The organism is Brachybacterium sp. ACRRE (assembly GCF_022346485.1).
GTDB lineage: Bacteria > Actinomycetota > Actinomycetes > Actinomycetales > Dermabacteraceae > Brachybacterium > Brachybacterium halotolerans.
The window spans coordinates 40,612-58,196 of record NZ_JAKRMO010000005.1; the positions used below are offsets into that span (position 1 = coordinate 40,612).

Sequence of the window (17,585 nt, forward strand, 5' to 3'; positions counted from 1 at the left end):
GCAGGAGACCCGCCCGTCCTGGCCCGTCGGCCGTCCGGAGACGGCGCCTGGGGCTCCGATCAGAGCTCGCGGAGCGTCAGAGCATGCAGCTGACGCAGCCCTCGACCTCGGTGCCCTCGATCGCCATCTGCCGCAGGCGGATGTAGTAGAGGGTCTTGATGCCCTTGCGCCATGCGTAGATCTGCGCCTTGTTGACGTCGCGCGTGGTGGCGGTGTCGGGGAAGAAGAGCGTGAGGCTCAGGCCCTGGTCCACGTGCTTGGTGGCCTCGGCGTAGGTGTCCACGATCTTCTCGTAGCCGATCTCGTACGCGTCCTGGTAGTACTCCAGGTTGTCGTTCGTCATGAACGGCGCCGGGTAGTAGACGCGGCCGATCTTCCCCTCCTTGCGGATCTCGATCTTGGAGACGATCGGGTGGATCGACGAGGTCGAGTGGTTGATGTAGGAGATCGACCCGGTCGGCGGGACCGCCTGCAGGTACGCGTTGTACATGCCGTGGGCCTTCACGTCCTCGCGCAGCTGCTTCCAGTCGTCCTGGCTGGGCAGGTGCACGTTCGAGTTCGCGAACAGCTCGCGGACCTTCGCGGTGCGCGGCTCCCACACCTCATCGGTGTACTTGTCGAAGTACTCGCCGGTCCCGTACTTCGAGTTCTCGAAGTCGTAGAACGTCTCGCCGAGCTCCTTGGCGAGCCCCATGGAGGCCTTGATGGCCTGGTAGGTGACCGCGTAGAAGTACATGTTCGTGAAGTCCAGGCCCTCGTCGGACCCGTAGTAGATGCCCTCGCGCGCCAGGTAGCCGTGGAGGTTCATCTGCCCCAGGCCGATAGCGTGGGACTTGCGGTTGCCCTCGGCGATCGTGGGCACGGACTCGATGTCCGAGGTGTCCGAGACCGCGGTCAGCGCGCGGATCGCGGTGCTGATCGTGCGCTCGAAGTCCGGGGAGTCCATCGCCTTGGCGATGTTCAGCGACCCCAGGTTGCAGGAGATGTCGCGACCCATCTCGTCGTAGGTGAGGTCGTTGTTCATGTGCGACGGGGTCGCGACCTGGAGGATCTCCGAGCACAGGTTCGAGTGGGTGACCTTGCCGGCGATCGGGTTCGCCTTGTTCACCGTGTCCTCGAACATGATGTACGGGTAGCCGGACTCGAACTGGATCTCCGCGAGGGTCTGGAAGAAGTCGCGGGCCTTGATCTTCTTCTTCGCGATCCGCGGGTTGTCGACCATGTCGCGGTAGTTCTCGGAGATCGACACGTCCGCGTACGGCTTGCCGTACTCGCGCTCCACGTCGTACGGGGAGAACAGGTACATCGGCTCGTTGTTCTTCGCGAGCTCGAAGGTGATGTCGGGGATCACGACGCCCAGCGAGAGGGTCTTGATGCGGATCTTCTCGTCCGCGTTCTCGCGCTTGGTGTCAAGGAACCGCATGATGTCCGGGTGGTGCGCGTGGAGGTACACCGCGCCCGCGCCCTGACGCGCACCGAGCTGGTTCGCGTAGGAGAAGGAGTCCTCGAGCAGCTTCATCACGGGGATGACGCCGCTGGACTGGTTCTCGATGTGCTTGATCGGCGCACCGTACTCGCGCAGGTTCGAGAGCAGCAGGGCGACGCCGCCGCCGCGCTTGGACAGCTGCAGCGCGGAGTTGATGCCGCGGCCGATGGACTCCATGTTGTCCTCGATGCGCAGCAGGAAGCACGAGACGAGCTCGCCGCGCTGGGCCTTGCCGGCGTTGAGGAACGTGGGGGTCGCGGGCTGGAAGCGGCCGTCGAGCACCTCGTCGACGATCCGGCGGGCCAGCTCCTCGTCACCGCGGGCGAGGGTCAGGGCCACCATGACCACCCGGTCCTCGAAGCGCTCGAGGTACCGCTTGCCGTCGAAGGTCTTCAGCGTGTACGAGGTGTAGTACTTGAAGGCGCCCAGGAACGTCGGGAAGCGGAACTTCTTCGCGAAGGCCTGCTCCGACAGCTCCTCGACGAAGTCGAAGGAGTACTGGTCCAGCACCTCGGACTCGTAGTACTCGTTCTCGACGAGGTAGTCGATCTTCTCCCGCAGGGAGTGGAAGAACACCGTGTTGGGGTTCACGTGCTGCAGGAAATACTCACGGGCGGCGAGACGATCCTTGTCGAACTGGATCTTCCCGTCGGCCCCGTAGAGGTTCAGCATCGCGTTCAGCGCGTGATAGTCGAGGGACTTGTGATGCTCCACCGAAGGCATCTCGGTCAGTGTCGCCAAAACTCTTCCAATCCGTCGTGGACCTGCTGCACGTCTCGCGGCGTGCCCAGCAGCTCGAACCTGTACATGTGCGGGACCCGGCACTTCGCCGAGATGATCTCGCCGGCCAGCCCGTAGGCCTCGCCGAAATTCGTGTTCCCCGCGGTGATGACGCCCCGGATGAGGTTCCGGTTGCGTTCGTCGTTGAGGAACTTGATGACCTGCTTCGGGACTGCTCCGCGTCCGTTGCCGCCGCCATAGGTCGGCACCATCAGCACGTACTCCTCGTCCATGACGAGGGGATCCTCCGTGCGATGGAGAGGGATCCTGCTGGCCGGCATGTCCAGCTTCTGCACGAAGCGATGGGTGTTGCCGGACACGGAGGAGAAGTAGACGAGGGTTCCCATCCTCCTCACCTCCGCATGATCGGGAGCGCTCAGATGGCTGCGGCGCGGGCGCCCTCGGCGCCGGCGGCCGCCACGGCCTTGATCTTGTCGGGGCGGAAGCCCGACCAGTGGTCCGCACCGGCGACCACGACGGGCGCCTGCACGTAGCCCATCGACTTCACGTGGGCGAGCGCCTCGGCGTCCTCGGTGATGTCGACGACGTCGTAGGCGACGCCCGACTTGGTGAGGGCGCGCTTGGTCGCGTCGCACTGGACGCACATGGGCTTCGAGTACACGGTGATGGCCATCGGGCGATGCCTTTCTCGGTGGGGATCGTGTCGCCGGCGCCCGCGCTGCGGGATCCGGTGCGTGAAGGAGTGTGTGGGGCGGGGATCGAAGGGTGTTCGACGAGGTCGTCGAGGGATTCGAGCGGCCTGCCGAGCGGTGTCCTGCGGGATCCGCGCCGACCTCTCCAACACTACACCTAGTGGTGCCCCGACGTCTGCACCACAAGATGTACTGAACTACAAGACTGTTATCCACAATCCGATGGTGACGGACTGTGGACGGACGTGGGTCAGCTGGGGACGAACGCGCATCGTCTGCGCGGATGCTGTGGACAGCGCTGTGGAACGCCCGGACGCGCCGCGCCGGACGGTGGACGACGACTCCCCCGGAGCCCCGGCGAACAGTGGTGCGCGCCCCGAAAATCCGTGTCGGATCGGCGTGTCGTCGGCGTGTCGTGCCGTGCCGGGGCGAGAGCTCCCCACGAGCGCTCGTCATCCACAGTCGGACGCCCGCTCGGCGTGTCGTCAGAACGTCGCCGGCGGAGCACTCCGGCCCCGCGCGACCGAGCGCTCACGGGACGGATCGACGCCCGGTCCCGCCGAGGGTCGACGAGCGCGCCGGGGCATGGTCCGGGCAGTGCCCGGACTGACAGCGAGCGGTGCCGGACGACGAGCCGCCCCGTTCCGAGTGCGCGCACGGCTCAAGGGCGCGCGGCTCGACATGAGGGGCGCGACCCGCCCCCGGAACACGCGCGCTTCGTTCAGGTGCGCGGAGCTCCGATCAGGAGCGCGGGGGCTCCTCGCCCTCCGTCGCCGCGTCCTTCGCGGCATCATCGGCCGCTGCCGCCCAGGCATCGCCGTCCGCCGGCTCGGCGCGATCGGTGTCGACGGCGGACTGGTGCGGGTCGTCGTCCCGGGACTCTGCGGCCCCGGCACTCGTCGCCTCCGGCTGCGCGGACCGCGCCGCCTCGAGCTGATCGGCGGCCGAGGAGAGGTCCTCGGTCGGCGCCGCGGGCGGGATCTCGCCGGTGCCGGGCACCGGGGTCAGCGGACCGATCCGCACGGAGGTGCCCTCGGCCGACGGCGCGGCGGAGTCCTCGTCCGATGCGGTCGACCCGGCTGCGGCATCGGCGGATGCAGCAGGAGCGATGCCCGCCGCAGCGGGGGCGGTCGACGCCGACCCTGCCGTCTCGTCCGAGTCCTCGGACTCGCCCGAGCCCGTGGTGTCGTCGGCGTCCTCCGCCGCACCGGTGTCCTCGGTCGCGCCGGCGTCCTCCGCCTGCTCCGAGACCTCCGCCCGGTCCGAGGCCTCCTCCTGCTCCGAGGCCTCCTCCTCGGGATCCGCCTCGAGGGATCGGCCGTCGGCCTCGACGAGGGTCTTCAGGACCTCGCGCAGGATCTCGACCTGGGCGAGGGCCTCGGCGGCGCCGGCATGGGGCTCCTTGCCCTTGTCGACGAACTCGTGGAAGGCCTCCCACATGGACTCGGCCGCGCCGAGGTCGGAGGAGCGGGAGGTGACGACCACACGGCCGTGCTCCTTCTCGCGCAGGGAGCTGCGGGAGCGGGAGTCCACGAACGACGGCGGCTCGAGCGCGAGGTCGATCCGCTTGCGCGCCGAGAGCACCTCGTAGGTCTCCGAGTACTCGGGGGCGAAGGGGAGGTAGTGCCAGACCAGGCGCACGGGAGCGCCGTCCTCGAGCTCCCCCAGCAGCTCGAGCGAGCCGGGGATGACGCCCTTGGGCCAGTGGCGCACGGCCGTCAGCTCGGTGAGCGGACCGTAAATGCGCTCGGTGATGGCGAGCTGGTGGGCGATGCCCGTGAGCAGCCCCTTCACGTAGAGGTCGCGATCACGCTGGGTCGCGCCCTCCCCCGCGCCGGCGACGACCGCCTCCTGCAGGGTCTTGCGACGCTCCTGGCGCTTCTCCGACGGCAGATCGTAGGCGGACGCGGTCACGTGCGCACGACCGAACAGAGGACCGGAGGCGGGCATCAGCACCTCGTGGTCGATCATGCGCACGTCGCGCGCGCGGATGTTGTCGACGACCTCGTCGAGCACCTCGTCGTACTGCTGCGGATAGGCCATCATCACCAGGCGTCGGCCCACGAGCCGCTCGAAGTCGCTGATCCTGGCGACCTCCTGCGCCGAGTACCCCAGCGGGGGCTCGACGAGCACGGGGATCCCGCGGCGCAGCAGCAGGAGGAGATCCTCGACGTGCAGGCCGTCGGTCGCGAGGACCGCCGCATCGAGGGCGACGTCCTTCGCGCGCACGGCGGCGACGAGATCGGCGACGGTCTCGAAGCGATGCTCCTCCTCGATGCCCCAGACGTCGGCCGATTCGCGCCGACGCCGCGGCGAGTGGTCCACGAGAGCGGTCACCGCGAAGCGGTCCCAGCGGCGGCGCAGCACGGGCAGATGCACGGCCTGCGCCATCGTTCCGGCACCGATGACGGCGATGTTCAGGATCCTCGGCATGCGGGCGGTTCTCCTCGCGGGATGAGCGGGACGGGCAGGTCAGGGGTGGAGCGGGCCGGCCGGGAACCGGAGCGTGCACGGGCGCGCGCGGGCATGCGCGAGGTGCTCGGGCTCCGCGTCCACGGCCGTCGGCACGTGCCGCTGTTCTACCACAGCGCGCTGATCCGGACCCTCGCGCGTCTCGCACGGCGAGGGCGCGGACACAGGGTGTGGGAGGCACGACCGCGCGCCGCTATCGTGGTGCCCGTGCCGTTCCTCTACACGCTCACCCGCCCGGTCCTGGGGCCCATGTTCAGCGCCTACTGGCGCCCCCGCATCACCGGGCTCGAGAACATCCCGCGCACCGGTGCGTTCCTGCTGGCGTCCAACCATCTGGCCAACGTGGACAGCTTCATCATCCCCGTGGTGTCCCCGCGCATGGTCCGGTTCGTCTCCAAGGACGTGTTCTGGAAGAACGGCGGCCTCAAGGGCCGCATCCAGAAGTGGTTCATGAACTCCGTGGGCACCGTGCCGCTGGACCGCGAGGCCCTGAGCTCCGGCCGGGGCGCGCTCGACGCCGCCCTGGACGTGCTGAAGGCCGGCGAGGGCTTCGGCATCTACCCCGAGGGCTCCCGCAGCCGCGACGGGCTGCTGCACAAGGGCCAGCCGGGCGCGGCCTGGCTCGCCCTCGAGTCCGGCGCCCCCGTCATCCCGCTGGGCCTGGCAGGCACGCAGAACCTGTTCCTGAAGGGACGGAAGATGCCCACCCGGTACCGTCCCGACATGCGCTTCGGGGCGCCGATCGATCTCTCGGACCTGCCGACGGACCTGAGCGCGGGCGCCCGCCGGCGCCTGGCCACCGATCGGATCATGACCGAGATCCAGCGGCTCTCCGGCCAGGAGTGGGCCCCTGGCGCGCAGCCCCGCGGCGCGGGGACCGGCGCGAGCGCATAGGATCGTTCTCCCCGCCCGACACAGGAGGTCAACGTGGCAGTGGTGGTCGGCTTCATCCCCACCCCGGTGGGATTCGACGCGCTGGACACGGCGCGCACCGCGGCCGAGGAGCGCGGCGGCCCGCTGATCGTGCTCAACGTGGTCAGGCAGGGCGACGAGCAGGATCCCCGCCACGCCAGCGAGGGCGATCTCGACGCGGCGGCAGACCGCCTGCGCGGCTCGGCCGTGCGGGTCGACATCCGCCAGGAGAGCAGCGAGGACGACATCGCCGACGTCCTGCTGGACACCGTCGAGCGGGAGAAGGCCGAGCTGCTGGTGATCGGTCTGCGTCGCGAGCGCGACGTCGCCCGGCATCTCCTGGGCGTGACCCCGCAGAAGCTGCTGCTCTCCGCCCCCTGCGACGTGCTCGTCGTCTGAGGGCGCTCCCCTCTCCCCGACCGCGTCCCACCCCGAGTCCGGCACCGGACACAGCGAGGCCCGGACACGGCGAGGCCCGGACCCGAATCGCTCGGGTCCGGGCCTCGCCCGTGCGGCGGCGTGCGCTCACGCCGCCGGTGGGATCACTCGGAGCGCGGATCCGCGCCGGGGACCTGGTCGCCGGCGTTCTCGCGCACGGCCTTCTCGATCCGCTCGCCGACCTCCTGGTCGATGTTCTTCCAGTACTGGAAGGCGTTCGAGAGGACCGGCTCGATCACGGTGGCGAGGCCGCCGGAGACCGTCTCGATGAGACGCTCGCGCTCGCCCTCGTCCATGACCTCGCGGACCAGGGTGTGGGCCTGTCCGAAGTCGTCGTCATCGGAGCGCAGGGTGTAGGCCTGGCGCACCAGGGTGCCGTCGGACTCCCAGCCGTTGTCGACCGGACCCTGGGCGTCCTGGTAGGAGCGCCCGAACGAGTTCGGGGCGTACACCGGGGCGTTGCCGCTGTGGAAGAACTCCATCGAGCCCTCCTTGTCGTAGGAGTTGGTCTCCACGACAGGACGGTTCACGGGCAGCTGGTTGAAGTTGGTGCCCAGGCGGTTGCGCTGCGCGTCCGGGTAGGAGAACACGCGGCCCAGCAGCATCTTGTCGGGCGAGACGCCGGTGCCGGGCACGAGGTTCGAGGGGCTGAACGCGGCCTGCTCGACCTGTGCGAAGTGGTTGACCGGGTTCTGGTTCAGCGTGAAGCGGCCGACGGGGATGCGCGGGTAGTCCTTCTTCGACCAGGTCTTTGTGAGGTCGAAGGGGTTGAAGCGGTAGGTCTTCGCGTCCTCGTAGGGCATGACCTGCACCTCGAGCTTCCAGGACGGGAAGTCGCCGTTCGAGATCGACTCGAAGAGGTCGCGACGGTGGTAGTCGCCGTCCAGGCCGGCGAGCTCGTCGGCCTCGTCGTTCGTGAGGAACTCCAGGCCCTGCTCGGTGAGGAAGTGGTACTTGACCCAGAACTTCTCGCCGGCCTCGTTGACCCACAGGTAGGTGTGGGAGGAGTAGCCGTTCATGTGGCGCCAGGTCTTGGGCAGGCCGCGGTCGCCCATGAGGTAGGAGACCTGGTGGGCGCTCTCCGGGGAGAGGGTCCAGAAGTCCCACTGCATCGTGTTGTCGCGCAGACCGGAGTCCGGGGTGCGCTTCTGGGAGTGGATGAAGTCGGGGAACTTCATGGGATCGCGGACGAAGAACACCGGGGTGTTGTTCCCGACGATGTCGAAGTTGCCCTCCTGCGTGTAGAACTTCAGCGCGAAGCCGCGCACGTCACGCCAGGTGTCGGGAGAGCCGAGCTCGCCGGCGACGGTCGAGAACCGCGCGAGCATCGGGGTCTTGGCGCCCTTCTGGAAGAGGCCGGCCTTCGTGTACTGCGAGACGTCCTCGGTGATCTCGAGCTCGCCGAAGGCGCCGGAGCCCTTGGCGTGCGGGCTGCGCTCCGGGATGCGCTCGCGGTCGAAGCGGGCGAGCTTCTCGACGAGGGCGACGTCGTGGAGCATCAGGGGACCGTCGGGGCCGACGGAGAGGGAGTTCGCATCGCTCTCGCGCGGGGCGCCGTTCTCGGTGGTCGAGGGGATGGTCGGCGTGGTGTCGCCGGTGGGGTCGAACGTGGTCACGATCTCTCCTTCTCGGGGCGAGCCCCGGCAGCGTTCGCCGGGACGTTGGGGTCCCGCACCGCTCGGGCGAGAGCGGTGCGGGGGTTCGCAGTTCTTCGCAGTGTTCGACGGATGTCGCTGGGATCGACGGAACTCGGGTCAGCAGATCTCAGCCGGCCCCGGCGCCGCTCGGGACCGTGGTCCCGGGAGACGCCGATGCCGTGCGGCATGCGGAGCACACGCCGCGGAACAGCACCTCCGCGACCTCGATCTCGAAGCCGTGGTCGTGGGAGGGCGTCAGGCACGGGGCCTCTCCGATCGTGCAGGGCACGTCCTCGAGGCGACCGCACACCCGGCACACCATGTGGTGGTGGTTGTCGTGCCGGTGGATCTCGTAGCGGGCGGCGCTGCGGGCGCCGGTGGCGACGCGTCGCAGCAGACCCGCATCGGTGAGCGCGTGCAGCACGTCGTAGACGGCCTGCCGCGACACCGTGCCGAGGCGCTCGCGCACCGCGGCGGCGATGTCATCCGCCTCGGCATGCTGACACTCGGCGACGACCGCGAGCGTCGCCAGCCGCGGAGCGGTGACGCGCAGACCCGCGGAGCGCAGGTCTTCAGCCATATCGGTCGTCATGACTCCAGGCTACTACGTTTTCTGGACCAGATCCAGAAGATGACTGCGTCAAACCTGTGTTACGCACGACCGTCGATTATTTTCTGACACACCGCGACCCGACCGCCATCTGCGGTCGGGTCGCGGCAGGTGATTCCCTCGTGTCAATCAGACACCGGCACGATCACCGCGGCTGCTTGCAGAGCCACGGGAACGTCGGCGCCACCCAGCAGAGGAAGGCGGGCTGGACCAACGGCGAGTTGGCGGAGACTCCCCCTTCGACAGCACGCTCCTGCGGGCTGGCGGTCGTGCTCTCGGCACCTGCATTGATGACGGCGGGACTCTCGGCGGCGAGCGCGGCGCTCGGCAGGGCGAAGGTGCCGGCGCAGAGAGCAGCCGCAGCGAGAAGGGTGGTCGCGGGGCGGGTGTACGAACGAAGCGAACGAGACATGACAGGACTCCTCGGGTGTATCTCCAGGTGAACGGGCAGTGAATGGCCCGACGACCAGGTGCGGACCCGCGCTCCACACACCGCAGTCGGATCTGGAGTCAGGAAGGGCCGCGGTCGTGCTCGCACACTACGCTGGGCACGATGGCTTCCCACGCGCACGACGCGACCGACGATGTCGTCACGGCGAGCCCCCGCGGCCGGCGCGACGACACTGCTCGTCGCGCCCACGCAGGTCCCATGTCTTCATCCGGAAGCCTCCTCGGCTCCCCTCGGCTCACCCTCAGCGCTGCGATTGCTCTCGCGTTCTTCCTCGCCGTGATCATCATCCCCACGACTTTCCCGTCAGGCGCGGCCTCCGTCCTCATGGGAATCGGGCTGAGCATCGGGGGCGGCCTGTCCATCACACGGCCCGTCGCCGGTGGGGTCCTCATCGGACTCGTCCTGACCGTTGCCATCCTGGATCCGCTGTCCTCACCCGGGCTCGGTGTACTGGTGCCGCCGATAGCACTCGCCGCCTGCGCGGGCGAGGGACGGCTGCTCCCGGGCATCGTCATCGGACTCTGGCACACGACGGTGATCACCGTGGCTGCCGAGCGCACCATGAACACGACCGCGGACCTGGTCACGAACGCCCTCGTCTGGATCTTCATGCTCACGGTCGCGTACCTCCTGGGCGCCCTGTGGCGCTCGATGATCCTGCGACTCGCCACCGAGCGCGCTCGCCATGCCTTCGACCTCGCCGAGCAGCGACGCGCCATCGCCCGCGACCTGCACGACACCGGCGTCCGGGCGATCACCGAGGTCATCCTGCTCGCGGAGACGGCCCAGCACGCCGACGGCGTCTCCGCCGCCGATGCGGAGGCCTTCGCGAGGATCTCGCGCACCGCTCGCCTCTCGACCGATGAGCTGCGCAGCCTCATGGACGCCCTGCGCACGGACGTTCCGGTCGACGGTTCCACGGATCCGACCGCCTACGGCGTCACGGTCCACGCGGCGAGCTGGGACGATGCGCTCCAGGCCGCGCGCGACCGCCTGCAGGCCGCTGACTTCACCGTGAATCTCAGCTCGGAGTCCGATGCACCGGTGCCGCCCTCGGCCACCCCTGTGCTCTCGCGCTGCCTGTGGGAGGTCGTGGCCAACGTGATCCGCCACGCCGACGACGAGTACCCCGTCGCGATCATGTCCGCGGCCATGTCGGATGGTGTGGAACTGCTGGTCCGCAATACGATCGACCACGACCCCGTCGTCCGTGTGGACGGCGGCGACGGTCTTCGGGGCCTCGGAGAGCAGCTCGAGGCCGTCGGCGGATCCCTCGAGACCCAGCGCGACGGGGACACCTTCCTCACTCGCATCCAGCTCCCCACCGACACCGGCCGATGACGGCCCGACCGGCCTTCGCGCCACATCGCCCCGAGAGGACGACGCCCCTATGATCACCGTGCTGATCTGCGACGACGACCCCATCGTCCGCACCGCTCTCGAGGGCTACCTCGCCCGGGAGGACGACGTGCACGTGGAGCGGTCGGTCGACAGCGCGGAGGCGGCTCTCGAGGTCCTGGACGCGGCGGCGCCCGACGTGGTGCTCATGGATCTGGTGCTGCCCGGCATGGACGGCATCGCCGCGACGCGGCGGATCAGCGCCCGTCCCGGAGCGCCCGCCGTCATGGTGCTCACAACCTTCGGCACCGAGGAGCAGGTCGCAGCGGCGATCAGCGCGGGCGCCGTGGGCTTCCTGCTGAAGTCGACCACCGCTGCGGCCCTCGCCGCGGCCGTGCGCGCGGCGGCGGTGCGCGCGGGCACCGTGATCACCCCGGAGCTCGCCGCGCACCTCGCCCAGACCGCGTCGAAGGAGAGCGGCGAGGGCTCCATCGCCCCTCAGGCCAGCGCTGAGCGCTCCCCCTCCCCCACGACGCACTCGGACAGAGGCACCTCGCCGGACGCCGCCGGCGGCTCGATGCCGCTCCCCGTGACGTCGCCGACGTCGGCCGACGCCGACGGGATCCAGGAGGCCGACGCCGCCGCGGCGCGCTTCGCCCTCACCGACCGCGAGCGTGACGTCCTCGAGCTCGTCTGCGAGGCGGAGTCCAACGCCCGCATCGCCGAGCGCCTGAGCCTCTCGGAGTCCACGGTGAAGTCGCACGTCGGCTCCCTGATGACGAAGCTCGACTGCTCCTCGCGCCTGCAGGTCGCCGTGCGCGCCTTCGAGCTCGGGCTGGTCTCGGCGCCGCATCGGCGGGGCTGACTCCCCCGCCTCGGCGGGAACGGCTCGCCACCTCAGGCCTCGGATGCAGAGAACGGCCCCACCCGATCCGGGTGGGGCCGTTCGTCATGCTCCGTGCGGAGCCGCCAAGGAGAATCGAACTCCTGACCTATTCATTACGAGTGAATCGCTCTGCCGACTGAGCTATGGCGGCCTGTCCGCCGCACGCGGTGGACCCGGCTACTCTACGAGACCGGCGCACACCGGCGCAAAGCGGAGCCGTGAGCGACGCGCCACACTGTCGGCGCATCGTTCGCCGTCCGTCAGCAGGTCAGGCCCTTCTGCGGCGAGGTGCCGTCCACGAGGTAGGCGTCCACGGCGTCCTCGACGCAGCCGCCGCTGCGGCCGTAGGCGGTGTGGCCGTCGCCGTCGAAGGTGATGAGCGTCGAGTTGTCGAGCTGGGAGTCGAGGCTCTTCGCCCACGCGTACGGGGTCGCCGGGTCGCGGGTCGTGCCGATCACGACGATCTGGTCGCTCCCCTTCGCGTGGACCTCGGCGGGCGCGCGCAGCGGCTTGACGGGCCAGGTGTCGCACATGGCCTGGGAATAGTCGGTCATCCCGGCGGCCGGGTACTCCTTCAGCAGCCGGGCGCTCTCCTGCTTCTGCCAGTCCAGGGAGGCCACCCCGGGGTGGTCCAGGCAGTTCACCGCGTTGATCGCGTACAGGTCGTTGCCCTTGTAGCTGCCGTCGTCCTGACGGCCGGCGGAGAGGTCGGCGAGCGCGAGCAGGGTCGAGCCGTCGCCGTCGGAGGCGTCGCTGAGCGCCTGCACGCCCAGGCTCCAGTACTCGTCGCTGTACATCATCATCTGCACACCGGCGGTCGCGAGCGCCCCGGTGAGCGGCCGGTCGGGGTCCTTGGTGCTGATCGGGTCGTCGGAGATGGAGTCGAGGAGGGCGGTGAGCTCCTTGGTGGCCTCCTCGGGCGTGGAGCCCGTGAGCGGGCAGTCGTCGCGCGCGATGCAGAACTTCGCGAACTGCTCGGTGGCCTGCTGGAAGCCCTTCGCCTGGCCCTCGACGATCTGGTCGCCGGTGAGGCTCGGATCCATGACGCCGTCGAGCACGAAGCGGCCCACGCGGTCCGGGTAGAGGTCGGCGTAGGTCGCCCCGAGGTAGGTGCCGTAGGAGAAGCCCAGGTAGTTCAGGGAGTCGTCGCCGACCGCCGATCGCAGCACGTCCATGTCCCGCGCGGCGGAGTAGGTGTCGAGGTAGGGCAGCAGGTCGCCGGAGTCCTTCTCGCAGGCGTCGGAGATCTTCTGCATCCAGTCCAGGGACTTCTGCAGGCCCTCCGGCGTGCCGCCGTCGTAGGTGTCCGCCCGGTACTCGTCGGTCTGGGAGTCGTCGAGGCATTCGATGCCCTCGGAGCGGGACACGCCCCGGGGGTCGAAGCTGATGAGGTCGTAGTTCTCGCGGACCTTCTGGCTGAACAGGTAGTCCGCGCTCTGGGCGAGGAAGTCGACGCCCGAGCCGCCGGGGCCGCCGGGGTTCGTCAGCAGCGACCCCTTCGCCTCGCCGGTCGCCGGCAGGCGCACGAGCGCGATCTCGACATCGCCCGCGCTGGGATCGTCCCAGGCCTTGGGGACCTTCACGGTCGAGCACTGCAGGCCCTGCACGGCGGCCTCGTCGAGCACGTCCTGCCCGCAGCCCTCCCAGACGGCGTCCTGGTCGTAGAAGTCGGCGTATGCGGAGTCCTCCGCGGGGTCAGACGGCAGGTCCTGCGCGTGGGACGTGCCGAGCTCGGCGAGCGCAGGACTCGCATCGCCCGAGCCGCCGCTCCCCGAGCCGCCGTCGCTCGATGAGCCCGCGTCCGAGGCGCCCGAGCGCCCGTCGGCCCCGTCCGCTCCCCCGTCCAGCAGGCTGCATCCGGAGACCAGGAGGGCCGTCGCGGCGGCGCCGGCGAGGACGCGCAGGGCGCCTCGGCGCGATCGGGTGCGCTGCATGGGGAAGCTCCTGGGGTGGGGGTGCGGGGTGCCCGCCCATCCTAGGGGCGGGCACCCGCGGAAGCCCGTTCAGACGGGCCCGTCGGCCGCCGGGTCAGCCGATCTCCCGGCGGGCCCAGCGCACGCCGCCGGCGACGAGTGGGATGAGGATCAGCAGCACGATCGCGCCGATCGCGGAGACGGTCACGTCGCCGCGGGCGAGAGTGTCCGCCGAGCTCGTGAGGTCGACGAAGCGCATGACGTCCGCGACGGTCTCCGAGCCGAGGACGGCCACCATGGAGGTCGCGACGGTGACCACGAAGGGCAGCACCACCGAGATCACCATCGCGAGCGCGGTGCCCTGCAGCAGGGCCGCGCATCCGGCGGCGAACAGGGTTCCCAGCAGGAGCTCGAGGCCGGTGCTGCGCAGCATGCTGCCGACGTTCTCGAACGTGGACCCGTCGCCCGAGATGGCGCCCACGAGGGAGCTGAGGCCCAGGGCGGCGCCGAGGCCGACGGCGGTGACGACGAGCGCGATGATCAGCGCGGCGACGATCTTGGACAGCAGCACGCCGGTGCGGCGCGGGCGCAGCAGGAAGGTCTGCTGGATCGCGCCGGGCCACTCCCCCACGACCGTGAGGACCGTGAGCACGGGCAGGACGATGCCGAGGACGAGGCCGACGGCGATGATCGAGCCGTAGGCGATCACCGGCGAGTCCTCGAGCAGCAGCGGCTGCAGGGCGGTCGAGAGCAGGGCCATGCCGAGCACGGCGACGGCGCTGACGATGAGCAGGATGCGCATGGCCAGGGTGTCGAGCACCTGGCGCAGGTCCAGCAGCGGCCGGAAGGTGCCGGGACCGGAGGCGCCGGCGGAAGTGCCCGCGGTCGCGAGCGCAGGGGATGCGGTGGTCATGATCAGGCCTCCTGGGAGGTGGTCGGTGCGGCGGCTGCGGCCGGCTCCGGTGCGGGACGCGGCGCCTGGCCGTCCTCGGTGAGGGAGAAGAAGACGTCCTCGAGGGAGCCGTCGCTCAGGCGCTGCAGATCGGTGAGGACGAGGCGGTGCTCGAGGGCCAGTCGTCCCACGTCGGCCGGCTCGAGGGCGAGGGTGAAGGAGCCGTCGCTGCCGCGGGTGGCGCCGACGCCGCTGGCCTCGACCGCGCGGGCCAGGGCCTCGGGGTCGAGAGCCGCGACGCGGGTGCCGCCCTGGGCGGTGACGTCCTCGAGGCTGCCCTCGGCGACGAGCCGTCCGTGGGCGATCATGGCGACGCGGTCCACGGTGGCCTGCACCTCGGCGAGCTGGTGGCTCGAGAGCAGCACGGTGCCGCCGGCGTCGGCGAAGGAGCGCAGGAGCCGGCGCATCCAGCGGATGCCCTCGGGGTCCAGGCCGTTCGCGGGCTCGTCGAGGATGAGAGCGGCGGGGTCGCCGATGAGGGCGACGCCGATGCCGAGCCGCTGACGCATGCCGTAGGAATAGCCGCGCACGCGCTTGCGGCCGGCTCCGGAGAGGCCCACCAGCTCCAGCACCTCGTCGGCGCGGGACGCCGGCATGCCGCAGGTGCGGGCGGCCAGGCGCAGGGTCTCCAGGCCGGTGCGGCCGGGGTGCAGGGTGCGGGCGTCGAGCATGACACCGATGACGCGCCCGGGCTGCGGGATCGTGCGGAAGGGCATGCCGCCCACGAGCGCCGAGCCCGCGTCGGCCTCGGCGAGGCCGGTGAGGATCCGCAGGGTCGTGGACTTCCCGGCGCCGTTCGGGCCGAGGAAGCCGGTCACCGTGCCGGGCTCGCACAGCAGGTCGAGGCCGTCGACGGCCGTCTGCTCTCCGTAGGTCTTGCGCAGGGACTCGATGCGCAGGTCGACGCTCGCGTCGGTCCGACGGGTCCCTGCGGGCCCGGTGGCGCGGGCCGCGGTGGGTGTGCTGGTGGTGGTCATGGCTCCACCCTGTCGGTCCAGGGGCCGGGCCCGGATCCTCCCGCGGGTCCGACGGCGACCGACTTTGGTCTCCTCGCACCCCCGTGCGGGGTCGGCCGAAGGTACGGCCTCACGGTGCCTGTCCCGGTCCCGCCCCTGGTTACAGTTGCCCGATGGAGGAGTGCGGATGAAGCGGCGGGCGGCATCGGAGGAGCGCGCCGTGCGCGAGCCCAGGACCGGGGGCCGCGACCCGGACGGCGCCGGGTGGGTCGAGCGCGCCTGGGTGGATGTCGTGCTCGTCGTCGCCGTGCTCGCCGAGGCGGTCGCGCGCGCCGTCTGGCACGTGCCCTTCAGCCACGGCGACGACCCGGTCGCGATCGGCGTCGGAGTGCTGGCCGGCCTCGCCCTCCTCGCGCGGCGCCGCACCTGGCGCTGGCTGCTGCCGCTCGTGCTCGTGGTCAACGTGCTGGGCGCCTCCCAGGTGGTGCTCGCGATCGCCTCCTTCGCGCTCGCAGGCCGCCTGCGCGGACGCTGGCAGCCCCTCGGGGCGATGGCCCTCGCGGTGCTCACGGGCGTGCTCCCCCACCTCGCGAACCCGCTGCGTCCCGCGGTGGCGGGCGCGCTGGTGAGCGGTCTGGTCGCGGCGATCGCGGCGGTCGCGGGGATGTACCTGCGCGCCCGCGCCGACCTGCTCGCGGAGCTCACGGCGCGCGCGGAGGAGGCCGAGCACCGCCGGTCGACGGCCGAGCAGGACGCCCGACGGGCCGAGCGCACGCGCATCGCCCGGGAGATGCACGACATCGTCGCCCACAAGATCTCGCTGGTCGCGCTGCAGGCCGGTGCGCTCGAGGTGAACCAGAACCTCGAGCGCGAGGAGGTCTCGCGCTCGGCCGGGCTGATCCGCCAGACCGCGGCCGACGCCCTCTCCGAGCTGCGCGAGGTGCTGGGCGTGCTGCGCGGCGAGGAGGAGGTCGCCCCGCTGAACCCGCAGCCCACCTGGGAGGACGTGCGCCGCCTCGTGGAGTCGACGAAGGAGGCCGGGGTGCAGGTCGAGCTGTTCGACTTCATCGACGACCCGGTCCCCGACGCCCTCGCCCGCACCGCCTACCGGGTGGTGCAGGAGGGGCTGACGAACATCCACAAGCACGCGCGGCACACGCGGGCGCGGATCGCGCTGATCGGCGAGCCGGGCGACGACCTGCTCATCGAGATCAGTAATGTGCTCCCGAAGGGGTTCACGACGGATCTGCCCGGGGCGCGGGTGGGTCTCTCGGGCATCGAGACGCGGGTGACGCATGCCGGCGGCACGATCACGTCGGGCCCCACGGACGACGGACGTTTCGAGGTGAAGGCGGTGATCCCGTGGCCGAATCCGCAGGGATGAACGAGAGCCCGGCGGGCACCGGGGTGAAGAGGATCGCCCTGGTCGACGACGACTCCCTGGTGAGGGCGGGGCTCGCGATGATCCTGGGCGCGGATCCGGGCATCGAGGTCGTCGGCGAGGGGTCCGACGGCAACCAGGCGGTCACGCTCGTGCAGAAGCACCGGCCCGACGTGCTGCTGATGGACGTGCGCATGCCGGGCATGGACGGCATCGCCGCGACCCGCGCGGTGTGCGCCCAGTCGGAGCCGCCGAAGATCATCATGCTCACGACCTTCGACATGGACGAGTACGTCTTCGAGGCCCTCGAGGCCGGGGCCAGCGGCTTCCTGCTCAAGGACACTCCCCCGCAGGACCTGATCCGCGCCGTGCACGTGGTCGCCCAGGGGGACGCGATGCTCGCTCCCACCGTCACCCGGCGCATGCTCTCGCACTTCTCGCAGTCCAATCCCGGGACGCGCAGCGCCGAGCACGACGGCCTGGATCAGCTCACCGAGCGCGAGACCGAGGTGCTGGGGGCCGTCGGCGCCGGACTGTCGAACGCGCAGATCGGCGAGCGGCTGTTCATGAGCGAGGCCACCGTGAAGGCGCACGTGTCGAAGATCTTCGCGAAGCTCGACTGCTCGAACCGCGTCCAGATCGCGATCATCGCCCACGAGGCCGGGCTCAGTGACGGCCTCGACGCCCCCGACTGAGGGCGTCGACAGCGGGCGTCGACAG

General features: G+C 70.4%; 16 protein-coding genes and 1 tRNA gene. 6 read left to right on the forward strand and 11 right to left on the reverse strand.

All coding sequences use genetic code 11. From position 1 onward, the window contains the following. Positions 1–76 precede the first annotated feature (76 nt). The 4 genes from nrdE to MHY49_RS02490 all read right to left on the reverse strand — a co-directional run bounded on the left by nrdE (position 77) and on the right by MHY49_RS02490 (position 5,352). Entirely contained in the window at positions 77–2,209 is a 2,133-nt protein-coding gene (nrdE, locus tag MHY49_RS02475; protein ID WP_239202326.1) for a class 1b ribonucleoside-diphosphate reductase subunit alpha, read from the reverse strand. Between the two features lie 5 nt (positions 2,210–2,214). After that, the gene (nrdI, locus tag MHY49_RS02480; RefSeq protein WP_228359060.1) at positions 2,215–2,613 is read right to left on the reverse strand and encodes a class Ib ribonucleoside-diphosphate reductase assembly flavoprotein NrdI; all 399 of its coding nucleotides are present in this window, start codon (positions 2,611–2,613) and stop codon (positions 2,215–2,217) included. A 29-nt stretch (positions 2,614–2,642) separates the two neighbouring features. Then, positions 2,643–2,900, reverse strand: a complete 258-nt coding sequence (nrdH, locus tag MHY49_RS02485) for a glutaredoxin-like protein NrdH (RefSeq protein ID WP_239202328.1) — start codon at positions 2,898–2,900, stop codon at positions 2,643–2,645. A 760-nt stretch (positions 2,901–3,660) separates the two neighbouring features. After that, positions 3,661–5,352 (reverse strand): Gfo/Idh/MocA family oxidoreductase, encoded by a 1,692-nt coding sequence (locus MHY49_RS02490; protein ID WP_239202330.1) that lies wholly within the window; start codon positions 5,350–5,352, stop codon positions 3,661–3,663. A 246-nt stretch (positions 5,353–5,598) separates the two neighbouring features. Between MHY49_RS02490 and MHY49_RS02495 the strand changes: the two genes are divergently transcribed. Both MHY49_RS02495 and MHY49_RS02500 read left to right on the forward strand, forming a co-directional pair. Then, on the forward strand, positions 5,599–6,285 hold the full coding sequence (locus tag MHY49_RS02495; protein WP_239202332.1) for a lysophospholipid acyltransferase family protein: 687 nt from the start codon (positions 5,599–5,601) through the stop codon (positions 6,283–6,285). 33 nt (positions 6,286–6,318) lie between these two features. Then, positions 6,319–6,702: a universal stress protein gene (locus tag MHY49_RS02500; RefSeq protein ID WP_200502735.1), complete on the forward strand. Its 384-nt coding sequence runs from the start codon at positions 6,319–6,321 to the stop codon at positions 6,700–6,702. Between the two features lie 143 nt (positions 6,703–6,845). On the opposite strand, the gene MHY49_RS02505 is transcribed toward MHY49_RS02500, so the two are convergent. The 3 genes from MHY49_RS02505 to MHY49_RS02515 all read right to left on the reverse strand — a co-directional run bounded on the left by MHY49_RS02505 (position 6,846) and on the right by MHY49_RS02515 (position 9,400). Further along, complete coding sequence (locus MHY49_RS02505) at positions 6,846–8,357, reverse strand: catalase (RefSeq protein WP_239202334.1); 1,512 nt, start codon at positions 8,355–8,357, stop codon at positions 6,846–6,848. 148 nt (positions 8,358–8,505) lie between these two features. After that, positions 8,506–8,970: a Fur family transcriptional regulator gene (locus MHY49_RS02510; protein ID WP_239202336.1), complete on the reverse strand. Its 465-nt coding sequence runs from the start codon at positions 8,968–8,970 to the stop codon at positions 8,506–8,508. 163 nt (positions 8,971–9,133) lie between these two features. Continuing rightward, positions 9,134–9,400, reverse strand: coding sequence for a hypothetical protein (locus MHY49_RS02515; RefSeq protein ID WP_239202338.1), 267 nt, complete (start codon positions 9,398–9,400; stop codon positions 9,134–9,136). Between the two features lie 141 nt (positions 9,401–9,541). On the opposite strand from MHY49_RS02515, the gene MHY49_RS02520 reads away from it, so the two are divergent. Continuing rightward, complete coding sequence (locus tag MHY49_RS02520; RefSeq protein ID WP_239202340.1) at positions 9,542–10,780, forward strand: histidine kinase; 1,239 nt, start codon at positions 9,542–9,544, stop codon at positions 10,778–10,780. A gap of 49 nt (positions 10,781–10,829) precedes the next feature. Beyond that, positions 10,830–11,642: a response regulator transcription factor gene (locus MHY49_RS02525; protein ID WP_239202341.1), complete on the forward strand. Its 813-nt coding sequence runs from the start codon at positions 10,830–10,832 to the stop codon at positions 11,640–11,642. A gap of 99 nt (positions 11,643–11,741) precedes the next feature. On the opposite strand, the gene MHY49_RS02530 is transcribed toward MHY49_RS02525, so the two are convergent. From MHY49_RS02530 to MHY49_RS02545, 4 genes are all read right to left on the reverse strand, one after another. After that, positions 11,742–11,814 (reverse strand) — tRNA-Thr (locus MHY49_RS02530). A gap of 109 nt (positions 11,815–11,923) precedes the next feature. Then, positions 11,924–13,597 (reverse strand): alpha/beta hydrolase, encoded by a 1,674-nt coding sequence (locus tag MHY49_RS02535; RefSeq protein ID WP_239202342.1) that lies wholly within the window; start codon positions 13,595–13,597, stop codon positions 11,924–11,926. 94 nt (positions 13,598–13,691) lie between these two features. Then, positions 13,692–14,489 (reverse strand): hypothetical protein, encoded by a 798-nt coding sequence (locus MHY49_RS02540; protein ID WP_239202343.1) that lies wholly within the window; start codon positions 14,487–14,489, stop codon positions 13,692–13,694. Positions 14,490–14,491: 2 nt separating this feature from the next. Then, entirely contained in the window at positions 14,492–15,505 is a 1,014-nt protein-coding gene (locus MHY49_RS02545; protein WP_239202347.1) for an ABC transporter ATP-binding protein, read from the reverse strand. 199 nt (positions 15,506–15,704) lie between these two features. Between MHY49_RS02545 and MHY49_RS19290 the strand changes: the two genes are divergently transcribed. Both MHY49_RS19290 and MHY49_RS02555 read left to right on the forward strand, forming a co-directional pair. Next, positions 15,705–16,868: a histidine kinase gene (locus MHY49_RS19290; RefSeq protein WP_239202349.1), complete on the forward strand. Its 1,164-nt coding sequence runs from the start codon at positions 15,705–15,707 to the stop codon at positions 16,866–16,868. Next, entirely contained in the window at positions 16,865–17,560 is a 696-nt protein-coding gene (locus MHY49_RS02555) for a response regulator transcription factor (protein WP_200502765.1), read from the forward strand. The genes MHY49_RS19290 and MHY49_RS02555 overlap by 4 nt, the downstream gene beginning before the upstream one ends. The last annotated feature ends 25 nt before the right edge of the window (positions 17,561–17,585 follow it).

Bases quoted from the DNA above. Each gene is read 5' to 3' on its own strand.
- MHY49_RS02540 (WP_239202343.1), bottom strand. From the start codon at position 14,489: ATGACCACCGCATCCCCTGCGCTCGCGACCGCGGGCACTTCCGCCGGC.
- MHY49_RS02545 (WP_239202347.1), bottom strand. From the start codon at position 15,505: ATGACCACCACCAGCACACCCACCGCGGCCCGCGCCACCGGGCCCGCA.
- nrdE (WP_239202326.1), bottom strand. From the start codon at position 2,209: ATGCCTTCGGTGGAGCATCACAAGTCCCTCGACTATCACGCGCTGAAC.
- MHY49_RS02555 (WP_200502765.1), top strand. From the start codon at position 16,865: ATGAACGAGAGCCCGGCGGGCACCGGGGTGAAGAGGATCGCCCTGGTC.
- MHY49_RS02525 (WP_239202341.1), top strand. From the start codon at position 10,830: ATGATCACCGTGCTGATCTGCGACGACGACCCCATCGTCCGCACCGCT.
- nrdH (WP_239202328.1), bottom strand. From the start codon at position 2,900: ATGGCCATCACCGTGTACTCGAAGCCCATGTGCGTCCAGTGCGACGCG.
- MHY49_RS02510 (WP_239202336.1), bottom strand. From the start codon at position 8,970: ATGACGACCGATATGGCTGAAGACCTGCGCTCCGCGGGTCTGCGCGTC.
- MHY49_RS02520 (WP_239202340.1), top strand. From the start codon at position 9,542: ATGGCTTCCCACGCGCACGACGCGACCGACGATGTCGTCACGGCGAGC.
- MHY49_RS02490 (WP_239202330.1), bottom strand. From the start codon at position 5,352: ATGCCGAGGATCCTGAACATCGCCGTCATCGGTGCCGGAACGATGGCG.
- MHY49_RS02515 (WP_239202338.1), bottom strand. From the start codon at position 9,400: ATGTCTCGTTCGCTTCGTTCGTACACCCGCCCCGCGACCACCCTTCTC.
- nrdI (WP_228359060.1), bottom strand. From the start codon at position 2,613: ATGGGAACCCTCGTCTACTTCTCCTCCGTGTCCGGCAACACCCATCGC.
- MHY49_RS02535 (WP_239202342.1), bottom strand. From the start codon at position 13,597: ATGCAGCGCACCCGATCGCGCCGAGGCGCCCTGCGCGTCCTCGCCGGC.